The following is a 22,587-nucleotide window of genomic DNA, read 5'->3' as shown; positions in this document are numbered from 1 at the left end:
ACGCCTCTCGCGGCATCCATGCCGCTCGCTCCCCTCCGCGCGGATTCCAATCGGCCTTCTGAAAGGGGCGTTCGGCGTCGGCTGAGGGTCTGTTCGTCATTAAACGAAGAAGGCGCTTTGTAGCTGTCATTGTTCCAAAACTTCCAGACGACTCGGTCCCGAGTCCCCTTCAGGAGGCAGAGCGCAGGCGTTGCGTAGGGGGACGCGAGGCATGGATGCCGAGCGAGGAGCGATGGGACATGGATGTCCCTTCGCGACGGCCCCCGGAGCAGCGCCGGAGTGAGGGTAGTTTTGCGGAGCAAAACCCGGATGTAGGGGTGGCCTTCTTTTTGGTTACTTTTTCTTGGCCACACAAGAAAAAGTGACGCGCCGTGCAAGGGGCAACCTACAGGCGGGACCGAGCAAAGCGCGGCGCCATGCGGATGCGCGCGAGCCGCTAGCATCGGCGCTTCGCTCGCGGCCGGCCTAGCGGATAAATCCGGGCGAATGAATTCGCCCCTACGGAGATCATTGGGCGGGATCATCAATACAACCACTTCTTCAACCCTTGCAGATTCCTCACCTGAATCTGCTGTGCTGCCGCATTGGCAAGCACCGTATTCGGATCGATCTGATACCGCTGCAACACGTACTGCACCAGCGCGCCCCGGGTGGCGATACGCAGCTCGCCGTTCTGCATGCCGTAGTCCGTCTCGATGATCGACTTCTGCTCGGTGCTCAGCCGCACATCCGGCTCGATGACTACGTCCACCGGTGTGTTCCAGGCTTCGTCCTGCTCGACCTGAATGTCGCTCTCGTCCATCAGATCCGGCTCGCCGCGAAAGCGGCTGAGCACGAAGTCGCGAAAACCCCGGTTCTTCTCGCAATACGCGCGCACGTGCCAGCGGGTGCCGGTAAAGACCAGCGTGTGCGGCGCCATCACATGGATTTCTACCTCAGGGTTGGCAAGGGAGACGTACTCGGTTTCCAGTCGCAGCCTTTCACGGCAAGCCTTGAGGATCGGGCGCAGCACCTCGGGGCGGATGCTGCGGTCGGGCATGTGCAGCACTTCGGTATGGGCATAGGCCAAGGCCAGCCCCTCGATGTGTGGGGCACGGTCGCGGTTCTGATCCAGCAGGTGCAGATAAGCGCTGGCGCTGCCGTCGATGAACAGCGGCTCGAAGCCCTTGCTTGGTTTGTATCCCTTCAGACGGCGGTCATATGTAAGGTTTTTCGGCGCGTGCTCGTTGAGGTAGGTGTTGATGTCCTTCGACGCCTGCTGGCGACTGATGCCGAAACTCTGCATCAGGTGGCCCGTGGTCAAGCGTCCTTCCCACCAGGCGATCGTTTCGATCAGGCGGTAACGCAGTGCCAGGTCCCAGCGGATCTGGCTGATCGATTGCTTCCGTTTCATGCGTGCCTCATCAGCTGGAAAACTTTACACGACACTATCGGCTAGCTCGACGTGTCGCGAGAAGCTACATATATTCAAGGCCTGGTTCAAGCGAACAGAACGAGGATCGAAACCATGAGCCTGTTTTTGAATGCGCTGATTTTTTCCGCCACTGCCTTTGCCGGGATGGGTGTTCTGGCATGGCTTGCTTACGGGCACAACGAGAGGGAGTGACGCGGGGCGCGGAGGGGGAAGGTTACAGTTTGTTGTAGATCAAGAGCTATCCGATGAACGGCTGGAATTTCACAGTTATTTGTCGGGTCTTTGTCTCAGATCAAGTGAATGAGACGTTCCATGAAGACCTTGTCCCGCCATTTGGCCGAGAACTTTCCGGCCGACTATAAAACCCGTGTAGAGCCCCAGGAGGATGGCTATCTGGTGGTCCGTGTCGGCTATCCCATCAATGGCACCGAAGCGATCCGAACTATGCCGGGACGTCACGTCCAAAATGGCCTATTGGTCGAAACTATTTTGGAAGACATGCGCAACGAGCTGGCCCGCGTTCAGTAGCGCCAGTTGTTTCCTCCGCATCAACCCTGCTACAGCTAATCCATACCTTCGCTACCGCCCGGCCTTGGTGCCGTGAGGCGAATGCGTGCCTGCAGCCCACCAAGGGGGCTCTGCTCCAGCACCAGATCGCTGTGCCAGGCGCTCAGGATATCCCGCACGATCCCAAGTCCCAGGCCGTGCCCTTCGGCGCGTTCGTCAAGCCGCGTTCCGCGCGCCAGTACCGACTCACGCTGGTCCGCAGGAATGCCAGGGCCGTCGTCCTCGATCAGGATCCGGTAACCGTCATGGGTCCTGTCGATGGTCAGGCATACCTGGCTGCGCGCCCACTTGCAGGCGTTATCCAGCAGGTTGCCAAGCAGTTCGAGCATGTCCTCGCGGTCCCACGGCAGACGGCAGTTTTCGTGAACATTCCAGCTCAGATCGAGTTCGCGGCGGTGAATCATCTGCAGCGTCTCGAATAGCGGCGGCAGTTCATCCTCACATTCGAAGTAGCTGCCTGGCAGCACCTCGCCCGCCAGCCTGGCGCGGCCGAGTTCACGCGAGACGCGTTGTTGGATGTGCTCCAGCTGTTCACGAAGGCCTGCCTGCAGCGTCGGGTGCGCAGCCAGCTCCTCACGTTGTGTCAGGCTGCCTAGCACGGCCAGAGGGGTTTTCAATGAATGACCGAGATTGCCCAGGGCGTGGCGTGAGCGCTTGAGGGTGTCGTCCGTGTGCGCCAGCAGGCGGTTGATCTGTTCCACCAGCGGTTCGAGTTCCTGCGGTACCTGGACATCCAGCTGCTGGCGCTGGCCCTGTTGCAGCTGAGCAATCTGCTGGCGAGCGCGCTCCAGCGGGCGTAATGCGAGCCTCACGGCGTAGCGCTGCAGGAGCAGGAAAATCAGCAACACCGCGCCCACCAATCCGAGTCCGCCCAGCCGGACCTGGTCGAAGCTATCCAGGATAGGCGTGTAGTTACGAGCGACACTGATGCCGATGCGCTGTCCGTCGCGTCGGTATTCGGCTCGATAGGTGAGCAGGCGTTGGCCTTGTGGTCCGTCGGCGAGCGTTGCGCCTAGCCCGCCTGCGGAGGGCCAGTCCGGTTCGGCGTCCCACAGGGAGCGCGAGCGCCAGCTGCGTTCGGGCAGGTCGATGCGGAAATAGTGGCCGGAGAACGGACGTTGATAGCGTGGGTTGAGCCGGCTGGCGTCGAGCTCAAAGCCGTCCCGGCCTTTGACCAATGCGATCAGCAGGCCCTCGGTTTCCTGGCGCAAATCGGTTTCGAGGTTACGCCGCAGGCCCGCTTCGAACAGCCACAGACTGGTTTGCACCAGCAACAGGCTGACCACTAGCAGCACGGCGATCAGCCCCAGGCTGAGGCTGCGCTGTATCGACTTCAAGCTGCGCCGCCAAAGCGATAGCCCTGGCCGCGGCGGGTTTCGATGAGCGCTCTGCCGAGTTTGCCGCGCAATCGGTTCACGTGCACTTCGATAACATTCGAGTCGCGCTCGGTCTCGCCGTCATAAAGGTGTTCGGCCAGTTGGGCCTTCGAGAGCAGTTGGCCGGGATGCAACATGAAATAACGCAGCAAACGAAATTCGCCTGCGGTCAGCTCGATGGTCTGACCCTCTTTGTTGCAGCGTTGGCGCGCTTCGTCCAGGGCCAGCCCGCCGACTTTCAGCAAGGGTTGATTGGCGACACCGTGCGCCCGGCGCAGCAGTGCCTGGATGCGCAATAGCAGCTCTTCGGGATGAAAGGGTTTGGTCAGGTAGTCATCGGCTCCAGCCTTGAGCCCTTCGATGCGTTCGGCCCATGAATCGCGTGCGGTCAGCACCAGCACTGGCGTGGCGAGGCCGCGCTGGCGCCAGGCCCGAAGCACGTCCAGTCCCGGTTTGCCGGGCAGGCCGAGGTCCAGCACGATGAGGTCGTAGGGTTCGCTGCTGCCCTGGTAGTCGGCATCACGGCCGTCGGCCAGCCAGTCGGTCGCGTAGCCCTGCCGGCTCAGGCTGGCGACGAGCTCGTCGGCCAGCGAGACGTTGTCTTCGACAAGCAGCAGGCGCATCAGTCTTCTTCGTCCTTCAGTACACGGCCATCGTGGGCATCGAGTTCGATCTCTCGAGCAACGCCCTCGGCGGTGATCAATTCGATTTCGTACACGTAGATGCCGTCCTCTTCCTCCAGTTCCGCCTCCAGCAAGCGAGCGCCGGGGTAACGCCTCATGGCGTGTTGCAGAAGCTGCTCCAGTGGCTGGATCAGGCCCTCCTGGCGAAGTCGCAGCGCTTCGTCCTGATCCAGGTCACGGCTCGCCGCCGGGGCGGCAGCGAGCAGCAGAGCGAGCGGAAGGAGGAAAAGAGTGGCGGGTCGCATTAGTCGTCCTGATGATCCTTGAGCACTTCGCCGGTCTTGGCGTCGAGCTCGACGTCCCATTGCACACCTTTGTCATCGCGCAATTCAACCTGATAGATGTGGCGACCGTATTCTTCTTCCAGCTCGGTGTCCTCCACCTTGGCTCCGGGGTGTTTGGCCAGTGCGGCTTCGTTGAGCTTCTCGAATGACTGGATAGTGCCCGCATCGCGCAGCTTCAGTGCCTCATCAGGCCCCAGGTCGCGGGCCATGGCCAGGTTGGCACCAAGGGCGAGGGTGGCGGCAGTGATCAGCGTAGTCAGTGTTTTCATGGTTTCGTTTTCCTGTGTGGGTTTTGACGATTCACAGGTTACGAGGCATGGCTTACGCGAAACTGAACGAGGCTAGGCGCATGTATTTGCGCGTTGGAAGACTCGCGCGCAGCAAAGGCGGGCACGCCATTGTCAAATACAGCGTACGTCCACCTGCTTTGGGAGGTGTTATGAAAATGCTGCGTTGCGTCATGTCGAGTCTGTTGCTGTGCATCCAGCCGGTACTGGCTGAAGACCTACTCAAGCCGGCGGGACCGGCGGGTTCGCCTGAGATCAACGGTGGCCCCGCGACCGAGGTGGTGTCCGAGCCCGTCATGCGAGCGACCGGCACCATCGAAGCGCTGGATCGTCAGCGCGGTGTGGTGACTATCGCCCATGGCCCGGTTCCGGTGCTGAAATGGCCGGCCTCCACGATGAATTTCCAGGCAAGGCAGGAGCAGCTTGAGGGATTGGCCGTGGGGGATGCGGTACAGATCAGCTTTCAGAGCGAAGGCGAGCAGGCGGCAATCGTATCGATCGACAAGCGTTGATACCGGCACCTATCTGTTGCGCATGCCGAGTGAACCTGGAGCCAGGCGCCGGCTCGTATCTACATGGGCTGCCAAACGGCCCGTCTCAATCACTGCTGAAAGGGACCGACTCATGTACCACAAGAAACTGACTGCTGCGCTCGCCATCGCCGTGCTTGGCGCCGCAAGTGGCGTGGCATTGGCGGACAAGCCTGGCGCCGACTGGATCACCCTCGAAAAGGCTGTGGAGAATGCCAAGGCCGCCGGTTACACCCTTCTTCACTCCATCGAAGCCGATGGAGACTTCTGGGAAGGCGAAGGCATGAAGGCCGACGGCAAAGTGTGGGAATTCAAGATCGATGGCAAAACCGGCGAAATGACTCAAGACAAAGAGGACTGACAGCTCGGCAAGCTACAACTCACCGCGGGCCGCCAGTTCACGGATGCGGTCTGCGGTGCGGCAGGCGATAGCCTGGATGGTCAGCGACGGGTTCACGCCGCCTGACGTCGGAAACACCGAGCCGTCACAGACCCATAGATTGGGAATGTCCCAGCTGCGGCAATCGGCGTTGACCACACTGTTGACCGGATCGTTGCCCATCCTCGCGGTGCCCATCAGATGCGCGGTACCGTCCGCTTCGCTCCAGATGTCACGGGCACCGATGCCCTCCAGACCACGGCGCATGAAGTTGATGGAATGGTCCACCAGCCGCTGATCGTTATCGCTCATTGACCAGGTGACGCGTGGGATCGGTAGCCCGTACTGGTCCTTTTCCTCGGCCAGGGAAACTCGGTTGCGTTCCAGGGGCAGCGTCTCGCCAACGATCTTAAGCCCGACCTGATGGTTGTAGTGCGCCATCTCATCCACAAGCGCCTGGCCCCAGAGGCCGTGGTTGCCGGTCTGGGTCGCGGCCCACGCAGCCGGCAATGGGCCCTGGCTCATGATCGCGTAGCCGCCATGAAAGTCCTTGCCACGATCTTCGTAGTTCCAGTGCTCGGTGACCGCCAGCGAGGGCGGTCCCTTGTACCAGCGGATTTCTTCGTCGACGCGTCCCCACACCGCCTGGTTGGTATGCACCATCAGATTTTTGCCGACCAGGCCGCTGCTGTTGGCCAGACCGTCCGGGTAGCGTGGGTTGGCCGAATTGAGCAGCAGACGCGGCGTCTCGATGGCATAGCCGGCGACCACCACATGGCGTGCGCGCTGGAAGCGCCACTCGCCGTTGCGGTGGAAATGCACGCCGCTGGCCAGGCCCTCGGCGTCCGTTTCGATGCGCCCGACCATGGCCAGGTCGCGAATTTCTGCGCCAGCTTTCAAGGCCCGTGGTATCCAGGTGTTGAGCACGCTCTGCTTCGCATTGGTGGAGCAGCCGGTGACACAGAAGCCGCGGTAGACGCAGGGTGGTGCGTTGTCGCGCGGCGCCGAAAGGGTCGCCAGCGGTGTCGGAGCCCAGGCCACGCCCATCGCTTCGCAGGCTTTGGCCAGCGCCAGGCCGGAGGCGTTCACCTCATGCTGACGATAAGGGTAGCGGGGGCGCTTAGGCCCCCAGGGGTAGCGCACCGGGCCGGCGATTTTCAGGGCCTGCTCAACTTCTTCGTAGTAATGCCACATCTCCTGCCAGCCGATAGGCCAGTCGAAGCCATAGCCCAGCAGCGTACACGACTTGAACCACTCCGGACGCATGCGCAGCGAAACCATGGCGAAATGTACCGTGCTGCCGCCGACCGCCTTGCCGCTGTTGTTGGTGCCGAGCTTTAGTGGATTCTCCCCGTCGCACAGGCGCTCATCGGTCCAGAACAGCTTCTCCTGATGTGCTTCGTCCGAGGCGAACTCTTCCAGCGGTCGCCACCAGGCACCGGCATCGAACGCGACCACCGAAAATCCAGCCTCGGCCAGCTTGCAGGCAAGGGTGCCGCCGCCGGCACCGGTGCCGACAATGGCGAAGTCCACCAGCTCGTGTTCCGGATACTCGCGCATCGGTACCCAGCCACGACGGTGAAAAACGTCCGGTGCGCGGCCTCTGCCACCGCGAGGGCGGTTGAGGGCATCGAGTAGTCGGTCAGCGGACATGGCGGTTTAATTTCCTCGCTTTGGCTTCTTGGCCGGGATGGGCTTCGGCTGCTTCCCAGCTGTCGCGGCTGTCTTCGGCGAGGCGCACATAACCGCGAGGGCTTGCCGGACCACCGAAGCCGAGCTCGTTCCAGGCGGTAGGATGGCTGTAGTAGGCCGCGCTGATGTCATGGACCACGCGATGACTGAAGAAGGCGGCGGCTGGTACGCCATGCCAGGCATCACTGTTCAGCTCGTCGCGCTGCATCGCGGCGATCAATGCGTCCTGCTCTGCTGCAGCCAACTCCGCGAAGCCGCGCTGATGGCGCAGTTGCGCTTCGTTGTCGAGGGCATCGAGACCGAGCGGCCAGGCTTGTTGCAGCGGCGGCAAGCGCGCGTCACGGTAGCCATCGCCACGTCTTTCAGCGACCTTGAGCTGCACCAGCGCGGCGACCGGTATCGGTGGTCGATCCGTTGGCTGAGGGACGATGCGATCACATAACGCCTGCAACGTGCGTCGCTGCGTCACGCTGAAAAAATCATTCTCGGGCGGCACGGCCAGGCGTCGATCGACGACCTGACGGCTCGGCTCGTTCCAGGACGGCCCCTGGCGTTTTCGCAACACGTCGTAGTCGGGATAACGGTTGGTCATCATTTCCACCATCGGTATCGGGCCAGTTCCCTTTCTTCATCCAGCAGCGAATGCGCTGCCAGCCCCGCCAGCGCGAGGCCGGTGAAGCTCGGCGGCGCCGGCAGCGGCGGGCCGGCCTGCAAGTTCTGTCGCCAATTGCGCCAACCACCGTTGTTGCGCGCGATGCCCAAGGCATGGAAACCGGCACCGGCGAACCCCATGAAGGCGGTAAAGCGCAGGGCCAGGCGTGACAACCAGCGCAGCCGCTGGCGACTTGGACTGCTCAGGGCGCTGGCTGCCAACAGGCCAGCGGCCAGCGGCGGGGCAGTCACCGGCAGATACATGGCCGGGTTCTGGAACGAGCCGCGAAAGTGCAGCAGCCCGGCTTCGGCGGTGGTGCCGAGCAGCCCAGCAGCGGCCATCAGCGCGACGGACTTGCCGGCCGGCAGGCCCAAGACGCGCGGCGCGGCATCGCCACTGGTGTTGCGCAATTGCTCGCTGTAGTAACCGAGCAGCCCGGAGAGCACCAACGCGGCGGGCGCGCCGAGTGGCGCTGCGTAAAAAAGGTTGCTCCAGCTCATGCCTCCGGGTCGCTTGGTCACGTTGTAGAGATGAAAGCCTGCACCGGCGAGCCCGGTCAGCCCGGTCAGTATGTAGATAGGGTCCCGTACCTTGCTGACCATGGCGTCCGGGTCCTGCTGGCCTTGACCGCTGGCCAACAGCGACAGTGTGGAGATGATCAGCGGCGTGTACATGGCACGGTTCTGGAAGTCGCCGCGGTAGTGTTCCAGTGCGCTGTCCAGCGCCACCGAGGTGGCCAGCAAGCCGGCACCGCGATTCAGTGTGCGCGCCGCGTCGACCATGGTGCCCTGGCTCGGCGTGAACAGCAGACCGCGACTGCGTTTCTCATGCTTTTGCCAGCTCAATGCAGCGATCCCCAGAGCAGTGGTCGCGCCAACAGCCAGCACCCTGAGTTGCGTGCGTGAAACCATGAGCTCTCCGTCAGATGATGTAGCGCCGGGCATCCGCCTCACGCAGCCGCAGTCCGTGGCCAGGGCGCGTCAGGTCGGGTGCGATATGGCCATCCTTCAACCGCGGAGCCCCTTCAAACAGCATCGATTCCAGCCGCACATGGTCGTGGAACCATTCCTGATGACGAAAGCGAGGCGCCGCGCAGCCAACGTGCAGGTGCAACGCTGGTGCGCAGTGTGCAGAAAGGTCGAGATGGAAGGCCTCGCATACCGCTGCCGCCTGGAGGAATCCGGTTACGCCGCCGCAGCGCGTCAGGTCCGCCTGCAGCACGTCCACCGCACCATGTTCGGCGAGGCGACGGAAATCATCCGGCGTATAGGCATACTCCCCAGCTGCCACCTCCATAGCCTGGCCGCTGGCATCCAGCGCCTGGCGAACCTCGCGCAGCCCGGCCAGGTCATCCGAGCTGACCGGCTCCTCGAACCAGCCGACCTGCTGTTCAGCCACGCGATGCGCAAAGGCGATGGCACTTCGCGGCGTATGAGCGCCGTTGGCATCGATGAACAGCCCGGCCTCGCCAATTACGTGGCGCGCTGCGCGGACACGTTCGGCAGCGCGTGGCACATCGGCGCCGATCTTCATCTTCACCCAGCGGCAGCCGTCCTCCTGTACCCAGTGCCTGAGTTGCTCGCGCAAGCGTCCGTCATCGTAGCTGGTGAAACCGCCGCTGCCATAGGCGGGGATGCGCTCGCGGCGGGCGCCCAGCAGCTGCACCAGAGGCAGGTCGAGTAGTCGCGCCTTGAGGTCCCAGAGTGCCGTGTCCACCGCTGAAATGGCGCAGGCGGCCAGCCCGGAGCGGCCCAGGTTGCGTACGCTGGCCCAGAGCCGCTCGTTGATCTGGCCGATAGAGAACGCATCCGCCCGTTCGAGCAGATCGCGAAAATGGCCCTCGATCAGCTGAACCAGCGACGCGTCGGCATAGGTGTAGCCCAGCCCGGTTGTGCCTCCCGCCTCAAGCTGCACTACCACCAAAGTGGTGGCGTCCCACTGGAAAGTACCGTCAGCTTCGGGCGCATCGGTCGGGATCCGGTAGGCCGCCACCCGCAAGGTGCGGATGGCGGTGTCAGGCCGGAACGTCACTTTTCTTCCTTGTGGTGCCCTGGCATCACGGAGCCGAGCACCTGCTTGGCGGTCTGCTTGATGATGCCGCCCTGATCCGGGTCTCCATGCAGCAATACCGAGGCATAGGCCTTGGCCTGTTCCAGCTTGATATGCGGCGGTAGCGGCGGCACGTTAGGGTCGGTCTTGAACTCCAGCAATACCGGTCGGTCGGCTGCCAGCGCTTCTTCCCAAGCGGCGGCGACGCCATCTTCGCGATCGCAGAAGATGCCTTTCAGGCCGATCGACTCGGCGAACCTGTGATAGGGCACGTCCGGGATGTTCTGCGAGGCCTCGAACTTCGGATCGCCTTCCATCACGCGTTGTTCCCAGGTCACCTGGTTGAGGTCTTCGTTGTTGAACACGCAGCAGATCCACTTGGAGCTGGGCCATTCCTTCCAGTACTTGGCGACGGTGATCAGCTCGGCCATGTTGTTCATCTGCATGGCGCCATCGCCGACCAAAGCCACCACGGGGCGGTCCGGATAGGCGAACTTGGCAGCGATGGCATAGGGCACGGCGGCGCCCATCGAGGCTAGCCCGCCCGATAGTGAGCACATCATGCCGCGGCGGATCTTGATGTCACGGGCGAACCAATTGGCGCAGGAACCCGAGTCGCTGGTGATGATGGCCTGGTCCGGCAGGCGCGGCGACAGTTCCCAGGCCACACGCTGCGGGTTGATCGGGTTGGCGGTGGCCATGGCCCGCTCTTCGAGCTCTTCCTCCCATTTACCGCGCCACTTCTCGACCTGCTGCCGCCAGCTGCGGTCGGTCTTTTCCTTGAGCAAGGGCAGCAGTGCACGCAGGGTCTCCGTAGATTGGCCCTGGAGGTTCACCTCCATCGGGTAGCGGATGCTTAGCATGTCGGCCTTGATGTCGATCTGCACGCCACGCGCCTGGCCCTCTTCGGGCAGGAACTCGGAGTAGGGGAAGCCAGAGCCGATCATCAGGAAGGTGTCGCACTCGGTCATTAGCTTGTAGCTCGGTTCGGTCCCGAGCAGGCCGATGGAGCCAGTCACCCAGGGAAGGTCATCCGGCAGCGCTGCCTTGCCGAGCAGTGCCTTGGCGACGCCTGCGCCCAGCCTTTCAGCCACGGCGATAACCTCGTCAGTGGCATCCAGTGCGCCTGCACCGACCAGGATGGCGACTTTCTTGCCTGCGTTAAGCACCTCGGCTGCACGTTGCAGATCGGCTTCATACGGCACCGTCTTGGGTCGGGTATAGCCCACGCCGGAGCGTACCGCACCATGGGAGCGCGGCGGCTCACTGTATTCGGCTTCCTGTAGGTCGTTGGGCAGGATGATCGCTGCCACCTTACGCTCGCCATATGCGGTGCGGATCGCCCGGTCAACCAGATGGCGCACCTGCGCCGGCGCGGCAGCTTGCTGGACGAAGGCGCCGGCGACATCCTTGAACATCGCCTGCAAGTCGATCTCCTGTTGATAGTGGGCGCCCATGGCTGTGCGCGCCTGCTGTCCGCAGATCGCAAGCACGGGCATATGGTCCAGGCGTGCATCGTACAGGCCGGTGAGCAGGTGCGAGGCGCCTGGACCTGAGGTCGACAGGCAGACCCCCAGGCCCCCGCTGAACTTGGCGTCGGCCGAGGCCATGAAGGCGGCCATCTCCTCGTGGCGTGCCTGGATGAAGCGGATCTTGCCGTTGGCCCGGTTCAGGGCGCCGAGTACGCCATTGATACCGTCACCCGGGTAGCCGTAGATCCGACGTACGCCCCAGTTGTAAAGGCGTTCGACTATGTAATCACCCACTGTCATGGACATGGAAACCTCGCTTGGTCTGGGCGTGAACCGTTCAGACACAAGGGGCTGGACTACCAGAGCTTGCGCCTCTGCGACGAAAGCAGCCTACTCAACCCGAATGCCTGTTGTTCTAGTCTGGACATGACTGGGCCGTGAGGGTTTCCCAGAATTTTGCCGACATGACAGGCGAGCCAGCCTCGGGGTGCCGCAGCAGAACGACGGATGCCAGGTCGTGACGGATCGTTTTGAACACCCATGTTCCAGCTCGGCGGCGGGGCTGAGCTATCATCTGCGGCCTTTCTCGTTCGCAGGGTCGCCATGTCAATGCCCGTTTCCAGCGCCCGCAGCACACTGCATCTCCCCCAAGGCAACTGGGCGACGGTGCTCGACTGCCTGTGCGCGCATTTCCCGGCGATCAATCGCGAGACCTGGGCTGATCGCTTCACACGTGGCCGCGTACTCGGCGCCGACGGGCAACCGCTGGAGGCGACGCATCCTTATCAGGTCGGGTTGAAGGTTCACTATTTTCGCGAGGTGCCGGACGAGAAGCCGATACCCTTCGAGGAGCAGATCCTGCACCTCGACGACCACTTGCTGGTGGCGGACAAGCCGCACTTCCTGCCCGTGATGCCGGCGGGGGAGTACGTCAACGAAACGCTGCTGGCGCGACTGAGCAAGCGTGTCGGCAATACCAATCTGGTCCCGATCCACCGCATCGACCGGCTGACGGCCGGGCTGGTGCTGTTCTCGACCAATCCGGAAAGTCGCGGCCGCTATCAGGCGCTGTTCCGCGAACGCAAGATAGACAAGCGCTACGAGGCGATCTGCCCGGCGCTGCCTGATCTGGATTTTCCGCGTGATGAACCCTTGCACATGGTCGACGGCGAACCCTTCTTCCTGATGAAGCGGGGCGACGGAGAACCCAACAGCGAGACGCGCATCGAGGTACTCGAACGCCGCGGCGAGCTTTGGCGCTATGCGCTTTATCCAGTCACTGGACGCAAGCATCAGCTGCGCCTGCAGATGGCCTCGCTGGGGGCGGGGATCTGCAACGACCCTTTCTATCCGGAGCTGATCGAGCGGGGTCGGCGCGACCAGGATGACTATTCGAAGCCGCTCAAGCTGTTGGCACGTGGGCTGGCGTTCGCTGACCCGCTGACAGGCAAGCTGCGCCAGTTCGAGAGCCGGCTGCAACTGGGCTGGTCGTGACGTCCGGTGTGGCTGGTGCGTTAGCTAAGACCTGATATTTCCTGGATCGCCAGCAAGCTGGCTCCTACAGGGCCAACCGGGATCGCTGAGTGCGGGCGTGGCGATGCGCTTGCGCGCCGTCTGCACGGATCCGGCGTCCCGCAGAACCTGATCGCTTCGCGGCACCTTCTCGTCAGGTCCGAAGTCGATATGCCTGTCTACGCATCGAAGCAAGCCGCCATGCCTGAAGGTCCGTCCATCGTCATTCTGCGCGAAGAAGTCTCTGCATTCACAGGCGAGCCGATCGCACGCGCGGAGGGCAGCGCCAAGCTCGACAAGACGCGACTGGTGGGACAGACGGTGCGGTCGTTTCGCAGTTGGGGCAAGCACTTCCTGATCGAGCTGGAAGACGTCTCGCTGCGCATTCATCTGCTGCTATTCGGCAGCTACCGTATCAACGAGCGCAAGGAATCCGCGCCGCGCCTGAGCCTGGGCTTTGCCAATGGCGAGCTGAATTTCTATGGCTGCTCGGTGCAGTTCATCGAAGGCCCGCTGGATGAGGCGTACGAGTGGAGCGCCGATGTCATGAGCGACGCCTGGGACAACCGCGCTACGCTGAAGAAGCTGCGTGCACGGCCCCGGCTGCTGGCCTGCGATGCGCTGCTGGACCAAACGCTGTTTTCCGGCTCCGGCAACATCATCAAGAACGAGGTGCTGTTTCGCACCCGCATCCATCCGCTTTCGCTGATCGGCGATCTGCCTGCGCCCAAGCTGAGAGAACTGGCACGTGAAGTCAGGACCTACAGCTTCGAATTTCTGCAGTGGAAGCGTGAGGGCACCCTTAAAGCGCACTGGCTGGCGCACACCAAAACCACCTGCCCGCGCTGCAAGATTCCCTTCGTTCGGGCCAAATCCCTTGGTCGCAGCAAACGGCGCAGCTTCTATTGCGAGCGTTGTCAAAAACGTTACGGCGACAGCGAACAGGTCGCGGTCGAAGCGCCGGTCGACAACGAATGAAAAATCAGCGTTGTATGCTTTGCGGACTCGTCACGTTGCGCGCCATAACCCGAGGCCAACTTTCAATGCGTACCGCTTTGCTGCCATTTATTGCTGCCCTGGCTGGACCACCGATCGCCCAGGCCAGCGAGTCGCTGCTCGACCTTCAGGTTGGAAGCGCCACGGTTGAGGCCGAGTATGCCCGGTCTCCCGCTGAGCGTGAACGCGGCCTGATGGAGCGCACCGAGATGCCGGCCAACCACGGCATGCTGTTCCGCTTCGATGATTTCCGTCGCCACTGCCTGTGGATGAAGAACACACCGCTACCGCTGTCGGCAGCGTTCATGGACGAGCAGGGGCGCATCGTCGACCTGATCGATCTGGAGCCTCTCGACACATCGATCCGCTGCTCGCAGGAGCCGGCGCGCTATGCACTGGAAATGAATCAGGGCTGGTTCGAGGCGAAGGGGATCGAGGTGGGCGAGCGTGTGCGGGGGATACCGGGCGAATAATTGATCGTGCCGCTGCGGCCTTGTGACTCCTTCTCGACCGATGGACCGCCGGCGGAAAAGGCTGTGGCCGTTTTCCACCCTACGCTCGCGGCGCTGCGTCGTAGGGTGGATAACGTTATCCACTGTCAAAGGCATGCTTACCACCAGAGCCATCAATCCAGCGGCAGCTCCGTCGTCCGCTTCACCTCGCTCATCGCGATGTGCGAATGCGCCTCCTGCACGTGCGGTCTTTGCAAGAGATGGTCGCGCAGGAATCGTTCATAGGTGTCGATGTCCTTGGCCACGACCTTGAGCAGGTAATCCGATTCGCCAGCCATGGTGTGGCATTCCAGCACTTCGGGATAACCCACCACAGCGCGCTCGAATTCGTCGAGGTTACTGCGCCCGTGAGCGGACAGCTTGATGTTGACGAATACCGTCATGTTCAGCCCGAGCTTCTTCGGGTTGAGCAGGGCGACCTTGCGTTCGATAAGCCCTTCCTCCTGCATGCGATGGATACGTCGCCAGCAGGGCGATTGCGACAGCTCGACCTTTTCGGCGACCTCGGCGGCGGACAGGTCGGCATTGTGTTGTAGCAGCAGCAGAATCTTGCGGTCGATGCTGCTTAGCGGGGTCTGCATGGTTGTTCTCTTTTTCTTGTTGTTAGTAGATGGATCATGCACGCGATGGCGCTTACACCGTAAAAGTAGAAAGAAATTCGCTCCACGTCACGGCCAAACTCTTATCCAACGCGTAACGGTGGGGTGATCCCCCGCCGGTCGCTGGCGTGGGATGGCTTACCGTGCAGCCCCCACGGCTTGTTAGGCGGGCGGCGTAAAGCGCTGCCCTGACTCCGATAAAAACAAACAGGAGCGCCACATGTCACTGGCCGAGATCCGCCTGGATGACAAGTACCGGCTCGCAACCGGACATCTGTACCTCACTGGCACCCAGGCGCTGACCCGCCTGCCCATGCTGCAGCATCAGCGCGACCAGGCTCAGAACCTGAATACCGGTTGCTTTATCTCCGGCTATCGCGGTTCGCCGCTGGGCATGCTGGACAAGAGCCTCTGGGAAGCGCGCGATTTCCTCAAGCAGAACGCCATCCATTTCCAGCCAGGCCTCAACGAGGAGCTGGCGGCAACGGCAGTATGGGGCAGCCAGCAGACCAACCTGTTCCCCGGCGCCAAATACGATGGCGTGTTCGCCATGTGGTACGGCAAAGGACCGGGTGTCGACCGATCCGGTGATGTGTTCAAGCACGGCAACGCAGCCGGCGTCTCGCCTCATGGTGGCGTCCTGCTGCTGGCTGGCGACGATCACGGCTGCAAATCCTCGACACTGCCACATCAGAGCGAGCACGCCTTCATTGCCGCCTCGATCCCGGTGCTCAACCCGGCCAACGTCCAGGAAATTCTCGACTACGGCATCATCGGCTGGGAGCTGTCGCGCTATTCCGGTTGCTGGGTGGCGCTCAAGACCATCGCTGAGAACGTCGACTCCTCTGCGGTGGTGGAAGTCGATCCGCTACGCATCAAAACACGCATCCCCGCTGATTTCGAACTGCCCGAGGACGGCGTACACATCCGCTGGCCGGACCCGCCACTGGCGCAGGAGAAACGCCTCAATCTCTACAAGATCTACGCCGCACGCGCCTTTGCCCGCGCCAATAACCTCAATCAGGTGATGCTCGACTCGCCGAACCCGCGTCTGGGCATCATCACAACCGGCAAGTCCTATCTCGACGTGCGCCAGGCGCTGGACGATCTTGGCCTCGACGAAGCACTGTGCGCCTCGGTTGGCCTGCGGGTACTCAAGGTCGGTATGAGTTGGCCGCTGGAGCCGGTCTCGGTGCATGAGTTTGCCCAGGGGCTGGACGAAATCCTGGTGGTCGAGGAGAAGCGCAGCATCCTCGAAGATCAGCTCACCGGGCAGCTGTACAACTGGCCGGTCAGCAAGCGACCGCGGGTGGTTGGGGAATTCGACGAGCACGGCAATTCGCTGCTGCCGAACCTCTCCGAACTGACGCCAGCCATGATTGCCCGGGTGATCGCCAAGCGCCTTGCGCCGATTTACACCAGTGACAGCATCCAGGCACGTCTGGCGTTCCTGTCCGCCAAGGAAAAAGCGCTGGCCGCACGGAGCTACGACACCGTACGCACCCCGCATTACTGCTCCGGTTGCCCGCACAACAGTTCCACCAAAGTACCGGAAGGCAGCCGCGCCTCGGCCGGCATCGGCTGCCATTACATGGTGCAGTGGATGGACCGGCGCACCGACACCTTTACCCAGATGGGCGGCGAGGGCGTCAACTGGATCGGCCAGGCGCCGTTCACCGAAACGCCGCACATGTTCCAGAACCTCGGCGATGGCACCTATTTCCATTCTGGCAGCCTGGCAGTGCGCGCCGCGGTGGCCGCCGGGGTGAACATCACCTTCAAGATTCTCTACAACGATGCGGTGGCCATGACCGGTGGGCAGCCCATCGATGGCGAGCTGCGCGTCGATCAGCTCAGCCGGCAGATCGCCGACGAAGGCGTGAAGCGCATCGCCCTGGTCAGCGACGAGCCGGATAAGTACCCGACCCGCGAAACCTTCGCACAGATCACCAGCTTCCACCATCGCCGCGACCTGGACGCCGTACAGCGCGAGCTACGCGAGTTCAAAGGCGTTTCGGTCATCATCTATGACCAGACCTGTGCCACCGAAAAGCGTCGTCGGCGCAAGCGCGGCAAGCTGGAAGACCCGGCCAAGCGTGCCTTCATCAACCCGGCGGTCTGCGAGGGCTGTGGTGATTGCGGCGAGAAGTCCAATTGCCTGGCCGTGATGCCGCTCGAAACCGAGCTGGGGCGCAAGCGCGAGATCGACCAGAACGCCTGCAACAAGGATTTCTCCTGCGTTGAAGGCTTCTGCCCAAGTTTCGTTACCGTGCACGGCGGCGGGTTGCGCAAGCCGGAGGCGGTAGGCGCAAGCCTCGACCCGGCGCAGCTCCCGGAACCGCAGCGTCCGGCTTTGGAGCGTCCCTGGAACATACTCATCCCCGGTGTGGGCGGCAGCGGTGTGACCACCCTCGGCGCGCTGCTGGGCATGGCTGCGCACCTGGAAGGCAAGGGCTGCACGGTGCTTGATCAGGCGGGGCTGGCGCAGAAGTTCGGGCCGGTGGTGACGCATATTCGCATCGCTGCCAAGCAGGACGACATCTACGCCGTGCGTATCGCAGCCGGCGAAACCGATCTGTTGCTGGGCTGCGACCTGATCGTCGCCGCCGGTGACGATTCGCTGACCCGCCTCAATGACCAGATCAGCCATGCGGTGATCAACAGCCACGAATCGGCAACCGCCGAATTCACCCGCAACCCCGACGCCCAGGTGCCGGGCAAGGCCATGCGCGACGCGTTGATCGATGCGGTGGGTGCCGAGAAAACTCACTTCATCGATGCCACCCGCCTGGCGACCCGCCTGCTGGGCGACAGCATCGCCACCAACCTGTTCCTGCTGGGATTCGCCTATCAGCAAGGGCTGTTGCCGCTGTCCGCTGAAGCCATCGAGAAGGCCATTACCATCAATGGCGTTTCGACCGAGTTGAACCTGCAGGCCTTCCGCTGGGGCCGCCGCGCGGTGCTGGAGCGCGAGGCGGTTGAGAAACTGGCGCGTCCGGCCCAGCTCGCCGCGCCCAGTCTGGCCGAACCGATCTGCCAGACGCTTGAAGAAATCGTCGACTGGCGCGTGGATTTCCTGACCCGCTACCAGAACGCGGCCTACGCCAAGCGTTATCGCGACAAGGTCGAGCAGGTGCGTGCGCTGGATACAGCCGACGACCTGGCTCTGTCAAAAGCCGTGGCGCGTTATTACTTCAAATTGCTGGCCTACAAGGACGAGTACGAAGTCGCGCGGCTCTACAGCGAGCCGGAGTTTCGCCAGCAGCTCGACGCGCAGTTCGAGGGTGACTACAAGCTGCAATTCCATCTGGCGCCAGCCTGGCTGGCCAAGCGTGACAGCGCCACTGGCGAGCCGCGCAAGCGCGAACTTGGCCCTTGGGTGCTGAACGCCTTCAACGTGCTGGCGAAGCTGAAGTTTCTGCGCGGGACACCGCTGGACGTGTTCGGCTACGGTCACGACCGGCGCGTGGAGCGCGAGCTGATCAGCGAGTACGAGCGCAACCTAGACGGGCTGCTTGCGCAACTCAAGCCGAGCAACTACCGCACCGCTGTGGCGATTGCCGCGCTACCGGAGCTGATCCGAGGCTACGGCCCGGTGAAGGAGCGCTCCATCGCCAAGGCACGCCAGCAGGAAAAGTTGCTCAAGGAGCAGCTGAACCGTGGTGACGAAGTGCAGACCGTGCGGTTGTTCGAGCCAGCAGCGTAGCGGGGGTGCCGCCATTCGCGGTCAAGACCGCCCATGGAGCGCGAGTGTTGGTGTCGTGCGAGCGGTCTCGACTGCGAATGGGTTGACACTCGAGCACCCAGTTTCGCTTTAGCGCCCGCTTGGCCGACGCAACCTCGAAACACCCAACAAGCGCCGCCGGCTAGGCCGGACAGGACATTTGAAGGAGCTCGGATAGCCGGGCTCTCAACCAGAGCAACAACGAGGAATCCGCAATGTCCGTTTTCACCCATCCCGATTTCGATCACCACGAACAGGTCGTCTTCTGCCACGACAAGGCATCGGGTTTGCGCGCCATCATCGCCATTCACGACACCACCCTCGGTCCGGCGCTCGGTGGTTGTCGGATGTTCCCTTACGCCAGCGATGAGGACGCCCTGCGCGATGTGCTACGTCTGTCTCGCGGCATGACGCTGAAGTCCTCGCTGGCCGGCCTCAAACTCGGTGGCGGCAAGGCGGTGATCATTGGCGATCCGCATACCGGCAAGAGCGCGGCGCTGCTGCATGCCATGGGCGATTTCGTGGACAGCCTTGGCGGGCGCTACATCACCGCGGCCGACTCGGGCACCGGTGAGCCTGAAATGCAGGCATTCGCTCAGCGTACTCGCCACGTTATTGGGGCGACACCACGTGCCACGCTCGACGGCACGATCGCCAGCGGTGACCCGTCGCCGTCCACGGCGCTGGGTGTGTTCGTCGGTTTACGCGAAGCGGTGCGTCACCGCCTCGGTCGTGACGATTTGACCGGATTGAAGGTCGCGATCCAGGGTGTCGGGCATGTCGGCCTCGGGCTGGCTCGTCACCTCAAGGAGGCCGGTGCCGAACTGTGGGTCTGCGACATCTTCGATGCCAATGTGCAGCGAGCGATGGAGGAGCTGGGCGCCAACGCGGTGCGCCCGCACGACATCTATGGCCTCGACGTCGATGTGTTCGCCCCTTGCGCCATGGGCGGCATTCTCAGCGCCGAAACCCTGCAGAGCCTGCGCGCGCCGGTTGTCGCCGGGGCCGCGAACAACCAGTTGGCAAGCCCGGAAATCGGTGTCGAGCTGCAGCGCCGTAACCATCTCTACGCGCCGGATTACGCGATCAACGCCGGCGGCATCATCGACGTCTACTACCAGCGCATCGGCGGCAGCCCGGCGCAGACCGACGCGCACGTCCGAGGCATCGCTGACACCTTGCGTGAGATCTTCGAGCGCGCCGCCAGCAGTGGCGAGTCCACTTCGATCGTCGCCGACCGGCTGGCCCAGGAGCGCCTCGGCGGCCAGCACGCCGTCCAGCCAGAGCGACTGCAGGCGTAACGAGCATAGGGGCGGTCGGGTGCCGCCCTTTTTGTTTTCGGCAGCCCAGTCGTTCTGCCGAGCATGTGTACATCCCTGACAAAAACAACAAGCAGGAATCCGCAATGACTGACAAAAGCAGTATTGCCGCCGGTTCTCTCGGTGGCGCTTCCGTTCGTACTCAGCACAGCGCGGCACGCGGGCTTTGGTCCTCGCGCTGGGTGTTCTTCCTGGCCGCCACCGGCTCGGCGGTCGGCCTGGGCAATATCTGGAAATTCCCTTACATCACGGGCGAGAACGGCGGCGGTGCCTTCGTACTGGTGTATCTCGGCTGCATTCTGGTGATCGGTATTCCCTTACTGATGGCCGAGGTGATGATTGGTCGCCGTGGTCGACAGAACCCCGATGGCGCGGTGGCTCGTCTGGCTCGTGAGGCAGGTGCCAGTACCAAATGGCGTGCGGCAGGTTGGCTCGGCGGGCTGACGGGATTTCTTATTCTCAGCTTCTATCTGGTGGTGGCCGGCTGGGCGTTGTCCTATGTGCCAACCACGCTCAGCGGGGCATTCAACGGCGTGGCCGGCGAGGCCAGTGGTGAGGTGTTCAATGGTTTGCTGGCCAGCCCGATTCGGCTGATCGTCTGCGGCACGCTGGTGCTGTTGGCGACCATGCTGATTGTCGGCTTCGGTGTACGCGGCGGGCTGGAGCGGTCGCTGCGTTTCCTGATGCCCGGCCTGTTCGTGCTGCTGGTGGGCCTGGTCGGTTATGCCGCGGTGACAGGTGAGTTCATGCGGGCGGTGAAATTCCTGTTCGTTCCGGACTTTTCCGCGCTGACCGCCACCAGCGTGCTGATCGCGCTGGGCCACGCCTTTTTCACGCTCAGCCTTGGGGCCGGGGCGATGATGGTCTATGGCTCTTACCTGCCGGAGGGCACCTCGATTGCCAAGACCTCCGTGCTGGTGGCGCTGGCCGATACGGCCGTTGCGCTGCTGGCCGGAATGGCGATCTTCCCGCTGGTGTTCGGCAATGGCCTGGAGCCGGGCGCGGGGCCTGGGCTGATCTTCGTTACGCTGCCGATTGCCTTCGGCCAGATGCCGCTGGGCCAGGTAGTCGGTGGGCTGTTCTTCATCATGCTGGTTATCGCCGCTCTGACCTCCGCCATTTCTCTGAGCGAGCCCAGCATTGCCTGGATGACCGAGCGCTTCCGCATCAGCCGTCTCAAGGCCGTGCTGGTCAGCGGTGCCGTGCTCTGGTTGTTGAGCCTGGGCAGCGTGTTCTCGTTCAACCTGTGGGCGGACTATCAGCTGTTCGGCAAAACCTTCTTCGACAGCCTCGACTACCTGACCACCAACTGGCTGATGCCGCTGGGAGGGCTCTGCACAGTGCTGTTCACCGGCTGGGTGATGAAGGAGCAAACAGTTCGTGACGCCATCGGCATCCAGCAGGGGGGCATGTTCCGAGCATGGTGGTTGCTGCTGCGTTTTGGTACGCCGTTGGCAATCGTGCTGGTGTTCCTCAACCTGAGCGGGCTGATCTAGCCATGCGTCTCGCGGGTGGGCTGAGAGGACTGCCTTCGGCCCGTCCGAGCGCTACGGCAACAGAACGTCGGGCGCTATAGCCCGGATGTGGCACGCTGTCGCATCTTGCTGTCAGCTTTTCGTTACGAGCGAAGCGGTGCGAGCTGGGAATTCTGCGTTTCCGGTGTGCTGTAAATATTTCTTTCCGGTAAGTTCGTGGCTGGCTAGCGAGTGGGTTTGCTGCTGGGGTTGTGTGCCTCGACAAGCTGCTTTGTGATGGGCGCAGCCTAGCCGTGCAGCGGCCCCTAACAACAAGAATCAGGAGGCGACCGCTATGAACGATACCCAGACGAATCAGGCATCCGCGTCACCCACGCTCAAGCTTTACGGCTACTGGCGCTCCAGTGCGGCCTACCGGGTTCGCATCGCGCTGAATCTCAAAGGCCTGGCGTATGAAAACCTGCCCGTACACCTGGTCAAGGACGGCGGTGAGCAGCATTCGACCGAGTACCGGGCACTCAACCCGCAAGGGCTGGTGCCGTTGCTGGTCGACGGGGAACATCGCATCGGTCAGTCGTTGGCGATCTTTGAATACCTGGACGAAATATTCCCTCTGCCGCCGCTGCTGCCCGACGATCCGGTCGACCGCGCGCGGGTGCGATCGATGGCCCTGCATATCGCCTGCGACATTCATCCGCTGAACGTCACACGCGTGCTGCAGTACCTCAGCGTCCCGCTTGGTGTAGCCGATGAGTCGAAGAACGAGTGGGTCCGTCACTGGATCACAACCGGCTTCGCCAGCTTTGAACAGGGGCTGTCGGCATTCGACGGCAAGCTCTCACTCGGCAAGCGGCCGGGCTATCTGGAAGCGTGCCTGGTTCCACAGGTATACAATGCGCGCCGTTTTGCCTGTGACCTCACTGCGTACCCACGCATTCTCGAGATGGTCGCGCGCTGTGAGGATCTGGAGGCGTTTCGCAACGCCGCCCCGGAGGTGCAGCCCGACGCTCAGTAAAGGTGTATCCGCCTTGCCACTCCGCCGCGCCACGAGTGCGGCGGGTTCGA

The 22,587-nt window shown here is 62.7% G+C and carries 21 protein-coding genes; 10 read left to right on the top strand and 11 right to left on the bottom strand.

Features of this window, described 5'->3' with window-relative positions; genetic code table 11:
* Window positions 1–523: 523 nt before the first annotated feature.
* The gene (locus tag JQR87_RS16185; RefSeq protein WP_407295167.1) at window positions 524–1,393 is read right to left on the bottom strand and encodes a helix-turn-helix transcriptional regulator; all 870 of its coding nucleotides are present in this window, start codon (window positions 1,391–1,393) and stop codon (window positions 524–526) included.
* Window positions 1,394–1,726: 333 nt separating this feature from the next.
* Here JQR87_RS16185 and JQR87_RS16180 point away from each other — a divergent pair, with 333 nt between their 5' ends.
* Window positions 1,727–1,942, top strand: a complete 216-nt coding sequence (locus tag JQR87_RS16180) for a hypothetical protein (RefSeq protein ID WP_407295168.1) — start codon at window positions 1,727–1,729, stop codon at window positions 1,940–1,942.
* A 35-nt stretch (window positions 1,943–1,977) separates the two neighbouring features.
* Here JQR87_RS16180 and JQR87_RS16175 read toward each other — a convergent pair whose 3' ends face one another.
* The 4 genes from JQR87_RS16175 to JQR87_RS16160 are packed head-to-tail and all read right to left on the bottom strand — an operon-like array spanning window position 1,978 to window position 4,593.
* Window positions 1,978–3,318 (bottom strand): sensor histidine kinase, encoded by a 1,341-nt coding sequence (locus JQR87_RS16175; protein WP_407295170.1) that lies wholly within the window; start codon window positions 3,316–3,318, stop codon window positions 1,978–1,980.
* Window positions 3,315–3,980, bottom strand: a complete 666-nt coding sequence (locus JQR87_RS16170) for a response regulator transcription factor (RefSeq protein ID WP_407295172.1) — start codon at window positions 3,978–3,980, stop codon at window positions 3,315–3,317. The genes JQR87_RS16175 and JQR87_RS16170 overlap by 4 nt, the downstream gene beginning before the upstream one ends.
* On the bottom strand, window positions 3,980–4,285 hold the full coding sequence (locus JQR87_RS16165) for a PepSY domain-containing protein (RefSeq protein WP_407295175.1): 306 nt from the start codon (window positions 4,283–4,285) through the stop codon (window positions 3,980–3,982). Before JQR87_RS16165 ends, JQR87_RS16170 begins: the two co-directional genes overlap by 1 nt.
* Complete coding sequence (locus JQR87_RS16160) at window positions 4,285–4,593, bottom strand: PepSY domain-containing protein (RefSeq protein WP_407295177.1); 309 nt, start codon at window positions 4,591–4,593, stop codon at window positions 4,285–4,287. Before JQR87_RS16160 ends, JQR87_RS16165 begins: the two co-directional genes overlap by 1 nt.
* A 170-nt stretch (window positions 4,594–4,763) precedes the next feature.
* On the opposite strand from JQR87_RS16160, the gene JQR87_RS16155 reads away from it, so the two are divergent.
* On the top strand, window positions 4,764–5,123 hold the full coding sequence (locus tag JQR87_RS16155) for a copper-binding protein (RefSeq protein WP_407295179.1): 360 nt from the start codon (window positions 4,764–4,766) through the stop codon (window positions 5,121–5,123).
* A gap of 112 nt (window positions 5,124–5,235) precedes the next feature.
* A complete protein-coding gene (locus JQR87_RS16150) occupies window positions 5,236–5,502 on the top strand; it encodes a PepSY domain-containing protein (protein WP_407295182.1) in 267 nt (88 codons plus the stop codon).
* A gap of 12 nt (window positions 5,503–5,514) precedes the next feature.
* On the opposite strand, the gene JQR87_RS16145 is transcribed toward JQR87_RS16150, so the two are convergent.
* From JQR87_RS16145 to JQR87_RS16125, 5 genes are read right to left on the bottom strand one after another with little or no spacing between them, the layout of a single operon-like run.
* Window positions 5,515–7,173, bottom strand: coding sequence for a GMC family oxidoreductase (locus JQR87_RS16145; RefSeq protein ID WP_407295185.1), 1,659 nt, complete (start codon window positions 7,171–7,173; stop codon window positions 5,515–5,517).
* On the bottom strand, window positions 7,163–7,807 hold the full coding sequence (locus JQR87_RS16140) for a gluconate 2-dehydrogenase subunit 3 family protein (protein ID WP_407295187.1): 645 nt from the start codon (window positions 7,805–7,807) through the stop codon (window positions 7,163–7,165). The genes JQR87_RS16145 and JQR87_RS16140 overlap by 11 nt, the downstream gene beginning before the upstream one ends.
* A complete protein-coding gene (locus tag JQR87_RS16135) occupies window positions 7,804–8,775 on the bottom strand; it encodes a hypothetical protein (protein ID WP_407295189.1) in 972 nt (323 codons plus the stop codon). The genes JQR87_RS16140 and JQR87_RS16135 overlap by 4 nt, the downstream gene beginning before the upstream one ends.
* Window positions 8,776–8,785: 10 nt before the next feature.
* A complete protein-coding gene (locus JQR87_RS16130) occupies window positions 8,786–9,895 on the bottom strand; it encodes an enolase C-terminal domain-like protein (protein WP_407295192.1) in 1,110 nt (369 codons plus the stop codon).
* Complete coding sequence (locus JQR87_RS16125; protein ID WP_407295194.1) at window positions 9,892–11,691, bottom strand: thiamine pyrophosphate-requiring protein; 1,800 nt, start codon at window positions 11,689–11,691, stop codon at window positions 9,892–9,894. Before JQR87_RS16125 ends, JQR87_RS16130 begins: the two co-directional genes overlap by 4 nt.
* Before the next feature lie 303 nt (window positions 11,692–11,994).
* Here JQR87_RS16125 and JQR87_RS16120 point away from each other — a divergent pair, with 303 nt between their 5' ends.
* From JQR87_RS16120 to JQR87_RS16110, 3 genes are all read left to right on the top strand, one after another.
* Window positions 11,995–12,879: a pseudouridine synthase gene (locus tag JQR87_RS16120; protein ID WP_407297671.1), complete on the top strand. Its 885-nt coding sequence runs from the start codon at window positions 11,995–11,997 to the stop codon at window positions 12,877–12,879.
* A gap of 219 nt (window positions 12,880–13,098) precedes the next feature.
* The gene (locus JQR87_RS16115) at window positions 13,099–13,875 is read left to right on the top strand and encodes a DNA-formamidopyrimidine glycosylase family protein (protein ID WP_407295196.1); all 777 of its coding nucleotides are present in this window, start codon (window positions 13,099–13,101) and stop codon (window positions 13,873–13,875) included.
* 65 nt (window positions 13,876–13,940) lie between these two features.
* Window positions 13,941–14,366, top strand: a complete 426-nt coding sequence (locus JQR87_RS16110; protein ID WP_407295198.1) for a DUF192 domain-containing protein — start codon at window positions 13,941–13,943, stop codon at window positions 14,364–14,366.
* Between the two features lie 152 nt (window positions 14,367–14,518).
* Here JQR87_RS16110 and JQR87_RS16105 read toward each other — a convergent pair whose 3' ends face one another.
* Complete coding sequence (locus JQR87_RS16105) at window positions 14,519–14,986, bottom strand: Lrp/AsnC family transcriptional regulator (protein WP_407295201.1); 468 nt, start codon at window positions 14,984–14,986, stop codon at window positions 14,519–14,521.
* A gap of 238 nt (window positions 14,987–15,224) precedes the next feature.
* Between JQR87_RS16105 and JQR87_RS16100 the strand changes: the two genes are divergently transcribed.
* The 4 genes from JQR87_RS16100 to maiA all read left to right on the top strand — a co-directional run bounded on the left by JQR87_RS16100 (window position 15,225) and on the right by maiA (window position 22,537).
* Entirely contained in the window at window positions 15,225–18,710 is a 3,486-nt protein-coding gene (locus JQR87_RS16100) for an indolepyruvate ferredoxin oxidoreductase family protein (RefSeq protein WP_407295204.1), read from the top strand.
* 233 nt (window positions 18,711–18,943) lie between these two features.
* Window positions 18,944–20,029, top strand: coding sequence for a Glu/Leu/Phe/Val dehydrogenase dimerization domain-containing protein (locus JQR87_RS16095; protein ID WP_407295207.1), 1,086 nt, complete (start codon window positions 18,944–18,946; stop codon window positions 20,027–20,029).
* Between the two features lie 104 nt (window positions 20,030–20,133).
* Entirely contained in the window at window positions 20,134–21,543 is a 1,410-nt protein-coding gene (locus JQR87_RS16090) for a sodium-dependent transporter (RefSeq protein WP_407295209.1), read from the top strand.
* Between the two features lie 313 nt (window positions 21,544–21,856).
* Complete coding sequence (maiA, locus tag JQR87_RS16085; protein ID WP_407295210.1) at window positions 21,857–22,537, top strand: maleylacetoacetate isomerase; 681 nt, start codon at window positions 21,857–21,859, stop codon at window positions 22,535–22,537.
* The last annotated feature ends 50 nt before the right edge of the window (window positions 22,538–22,587 follow it).

It is taken from the genome of Stutzerimonas stutzeri (assembly GCF_051028275.1).
Lineage (GTDB): Bacteria > Pseudomonadota > Gammaproteobacteria > Pseudomonadales > Pseudomonadaceae > Stutzerimonas > Stutzerimonas stutzeri_AS.
This window is presented reverse-complemented; position numbering and strand designations above follow the sequence as displayed.

Coding starts and splice junctions, on each gene's coding strand:
- JQR87_RS16185 (WP_407295167.1), bottom strand. CDS start 1,393: ATGAAACGGAAGCAATCGATCAGCCAGATCCGCTGGGACCTGGCACTG.
- JQR87_RS16180 (WP_407295168.1), top strand. CDS start 1,727: ATGAAGACCTTGTCCCGCCATTTGGCCGAGAACTTTCCGGCCGACTAT.
- JQR87_RS16170 (WP_407295172.1), bottom strand. CDS start 3,980: ATGCGCCTGCTGCTTGTCGAAGACAACGTCTCGCTGGCCGACGAGCTC.
- JQR87_RS16165 (WP_407295175.1), bottom strand. CDS start 4,285: ATGCGACCCGCCACTCTTTTCCTCCTTCCGCTCGCTCTGCTGCTCGCT.
- JQR87_RS16160 (WP_407295177.1), bottom strand. CDS start 4,593: ATGAAAACACTGACTACGCTGATCACTGCCGCCACCCTCGCCCTTGGT.
- JQR87_RS16155 (WP_407295179.1), top strand. CDS start 4,764: ATGAAAATGCTGCGTTGCGTCATGTCGAGTCTGTTGCTGTGCATCCAG.
- JQR87_RS16150 (WP_407295182.1), top strand. CDS start 5,236: ATGTACCACAAGAAACTGACTGCTGCGCTCGCCATCGCCGTGCTTGGC.
- JQR87_RS16145 (WP_407295185.1), bottom strand. CDS start 7,173: ATGTCCGCTGACCGACTACTCGATGCCCTCAACCGCCCTCGCGGTGGC.
- JQR87_RS16140 (WP_407295187.1), bottom strand. CDS start 7,807: ATGATGACCAACCGTTATCCCGACTACGACGTGTTGCGAAAACGCCAG.
- JQR87_RS16135 (WP_407295189.1), bottom strand. CDS start 8,775: ATGGTTTCACGCACGCAACTCAGGGTGCTGGCTGTTGGCGCGACCACT.
- JQR87_RS16125 (WP_407295194.1), bottom strand. CDS start 11,691: ATGTCCATGACAGTGGGTGATTACATAGTCGAACGCCTTTACAACTGG.
- JQR87_RS16120 (WP_407297671.1), top strand. CDS start 11,995: ATGCCCGTTTCCAGCGCCCGCAGCACACTGCATCTCCCCCAAGGCAAC.
- JQR87_RS16115 (WP_407295196.1), top strand. CDS start 13,099: ATGCCTGAAGGTCCGTCCATCGTCATTCTGCGCGAAGAAGTCTCTGCA.
- JQR87_RS16110 (WP_407295198.1), top strand. CDS start 13,941: ATGCGTACCGCTTTGCTGCCATTTATTGCTGCCCTGGCTGGACCACCG.
- JQR87_RS16105 (WP_407295201.1), bottom strand. CDS start 14,986: ATGCAGACCCCGCTAAGCAGCATCGACCGCAAGATTCTGCTGCTGCTA.
- JQR87_RS16100 (WP_407295204.1), top strand. CDS start 15,225: ATGTCACTGGCCGAGATCCGCCTGGATGACAAGTACCGGCTCGCAACC.
- JQR87_RS16095 (WP_407295207.1), top strand. CDS start 18,944: ATGTCCGTTTTCACCCATCCCGATTTCGATCACCACGAACAGGTCGTC.
- JQR87_RS16090 (WP_407295209.1), top strand. CDS start 20,134: ATGACTGACAAAAGCAGTATTGCCGCCGGTTCTCTCGGTGGCGCTTCC.
- maiA (WP_407295210.1), top strand. CDS start 21,857: ATGAACGATACCCAGACGAATCAGGCATCCGCGTCACCCACGCTCAAG.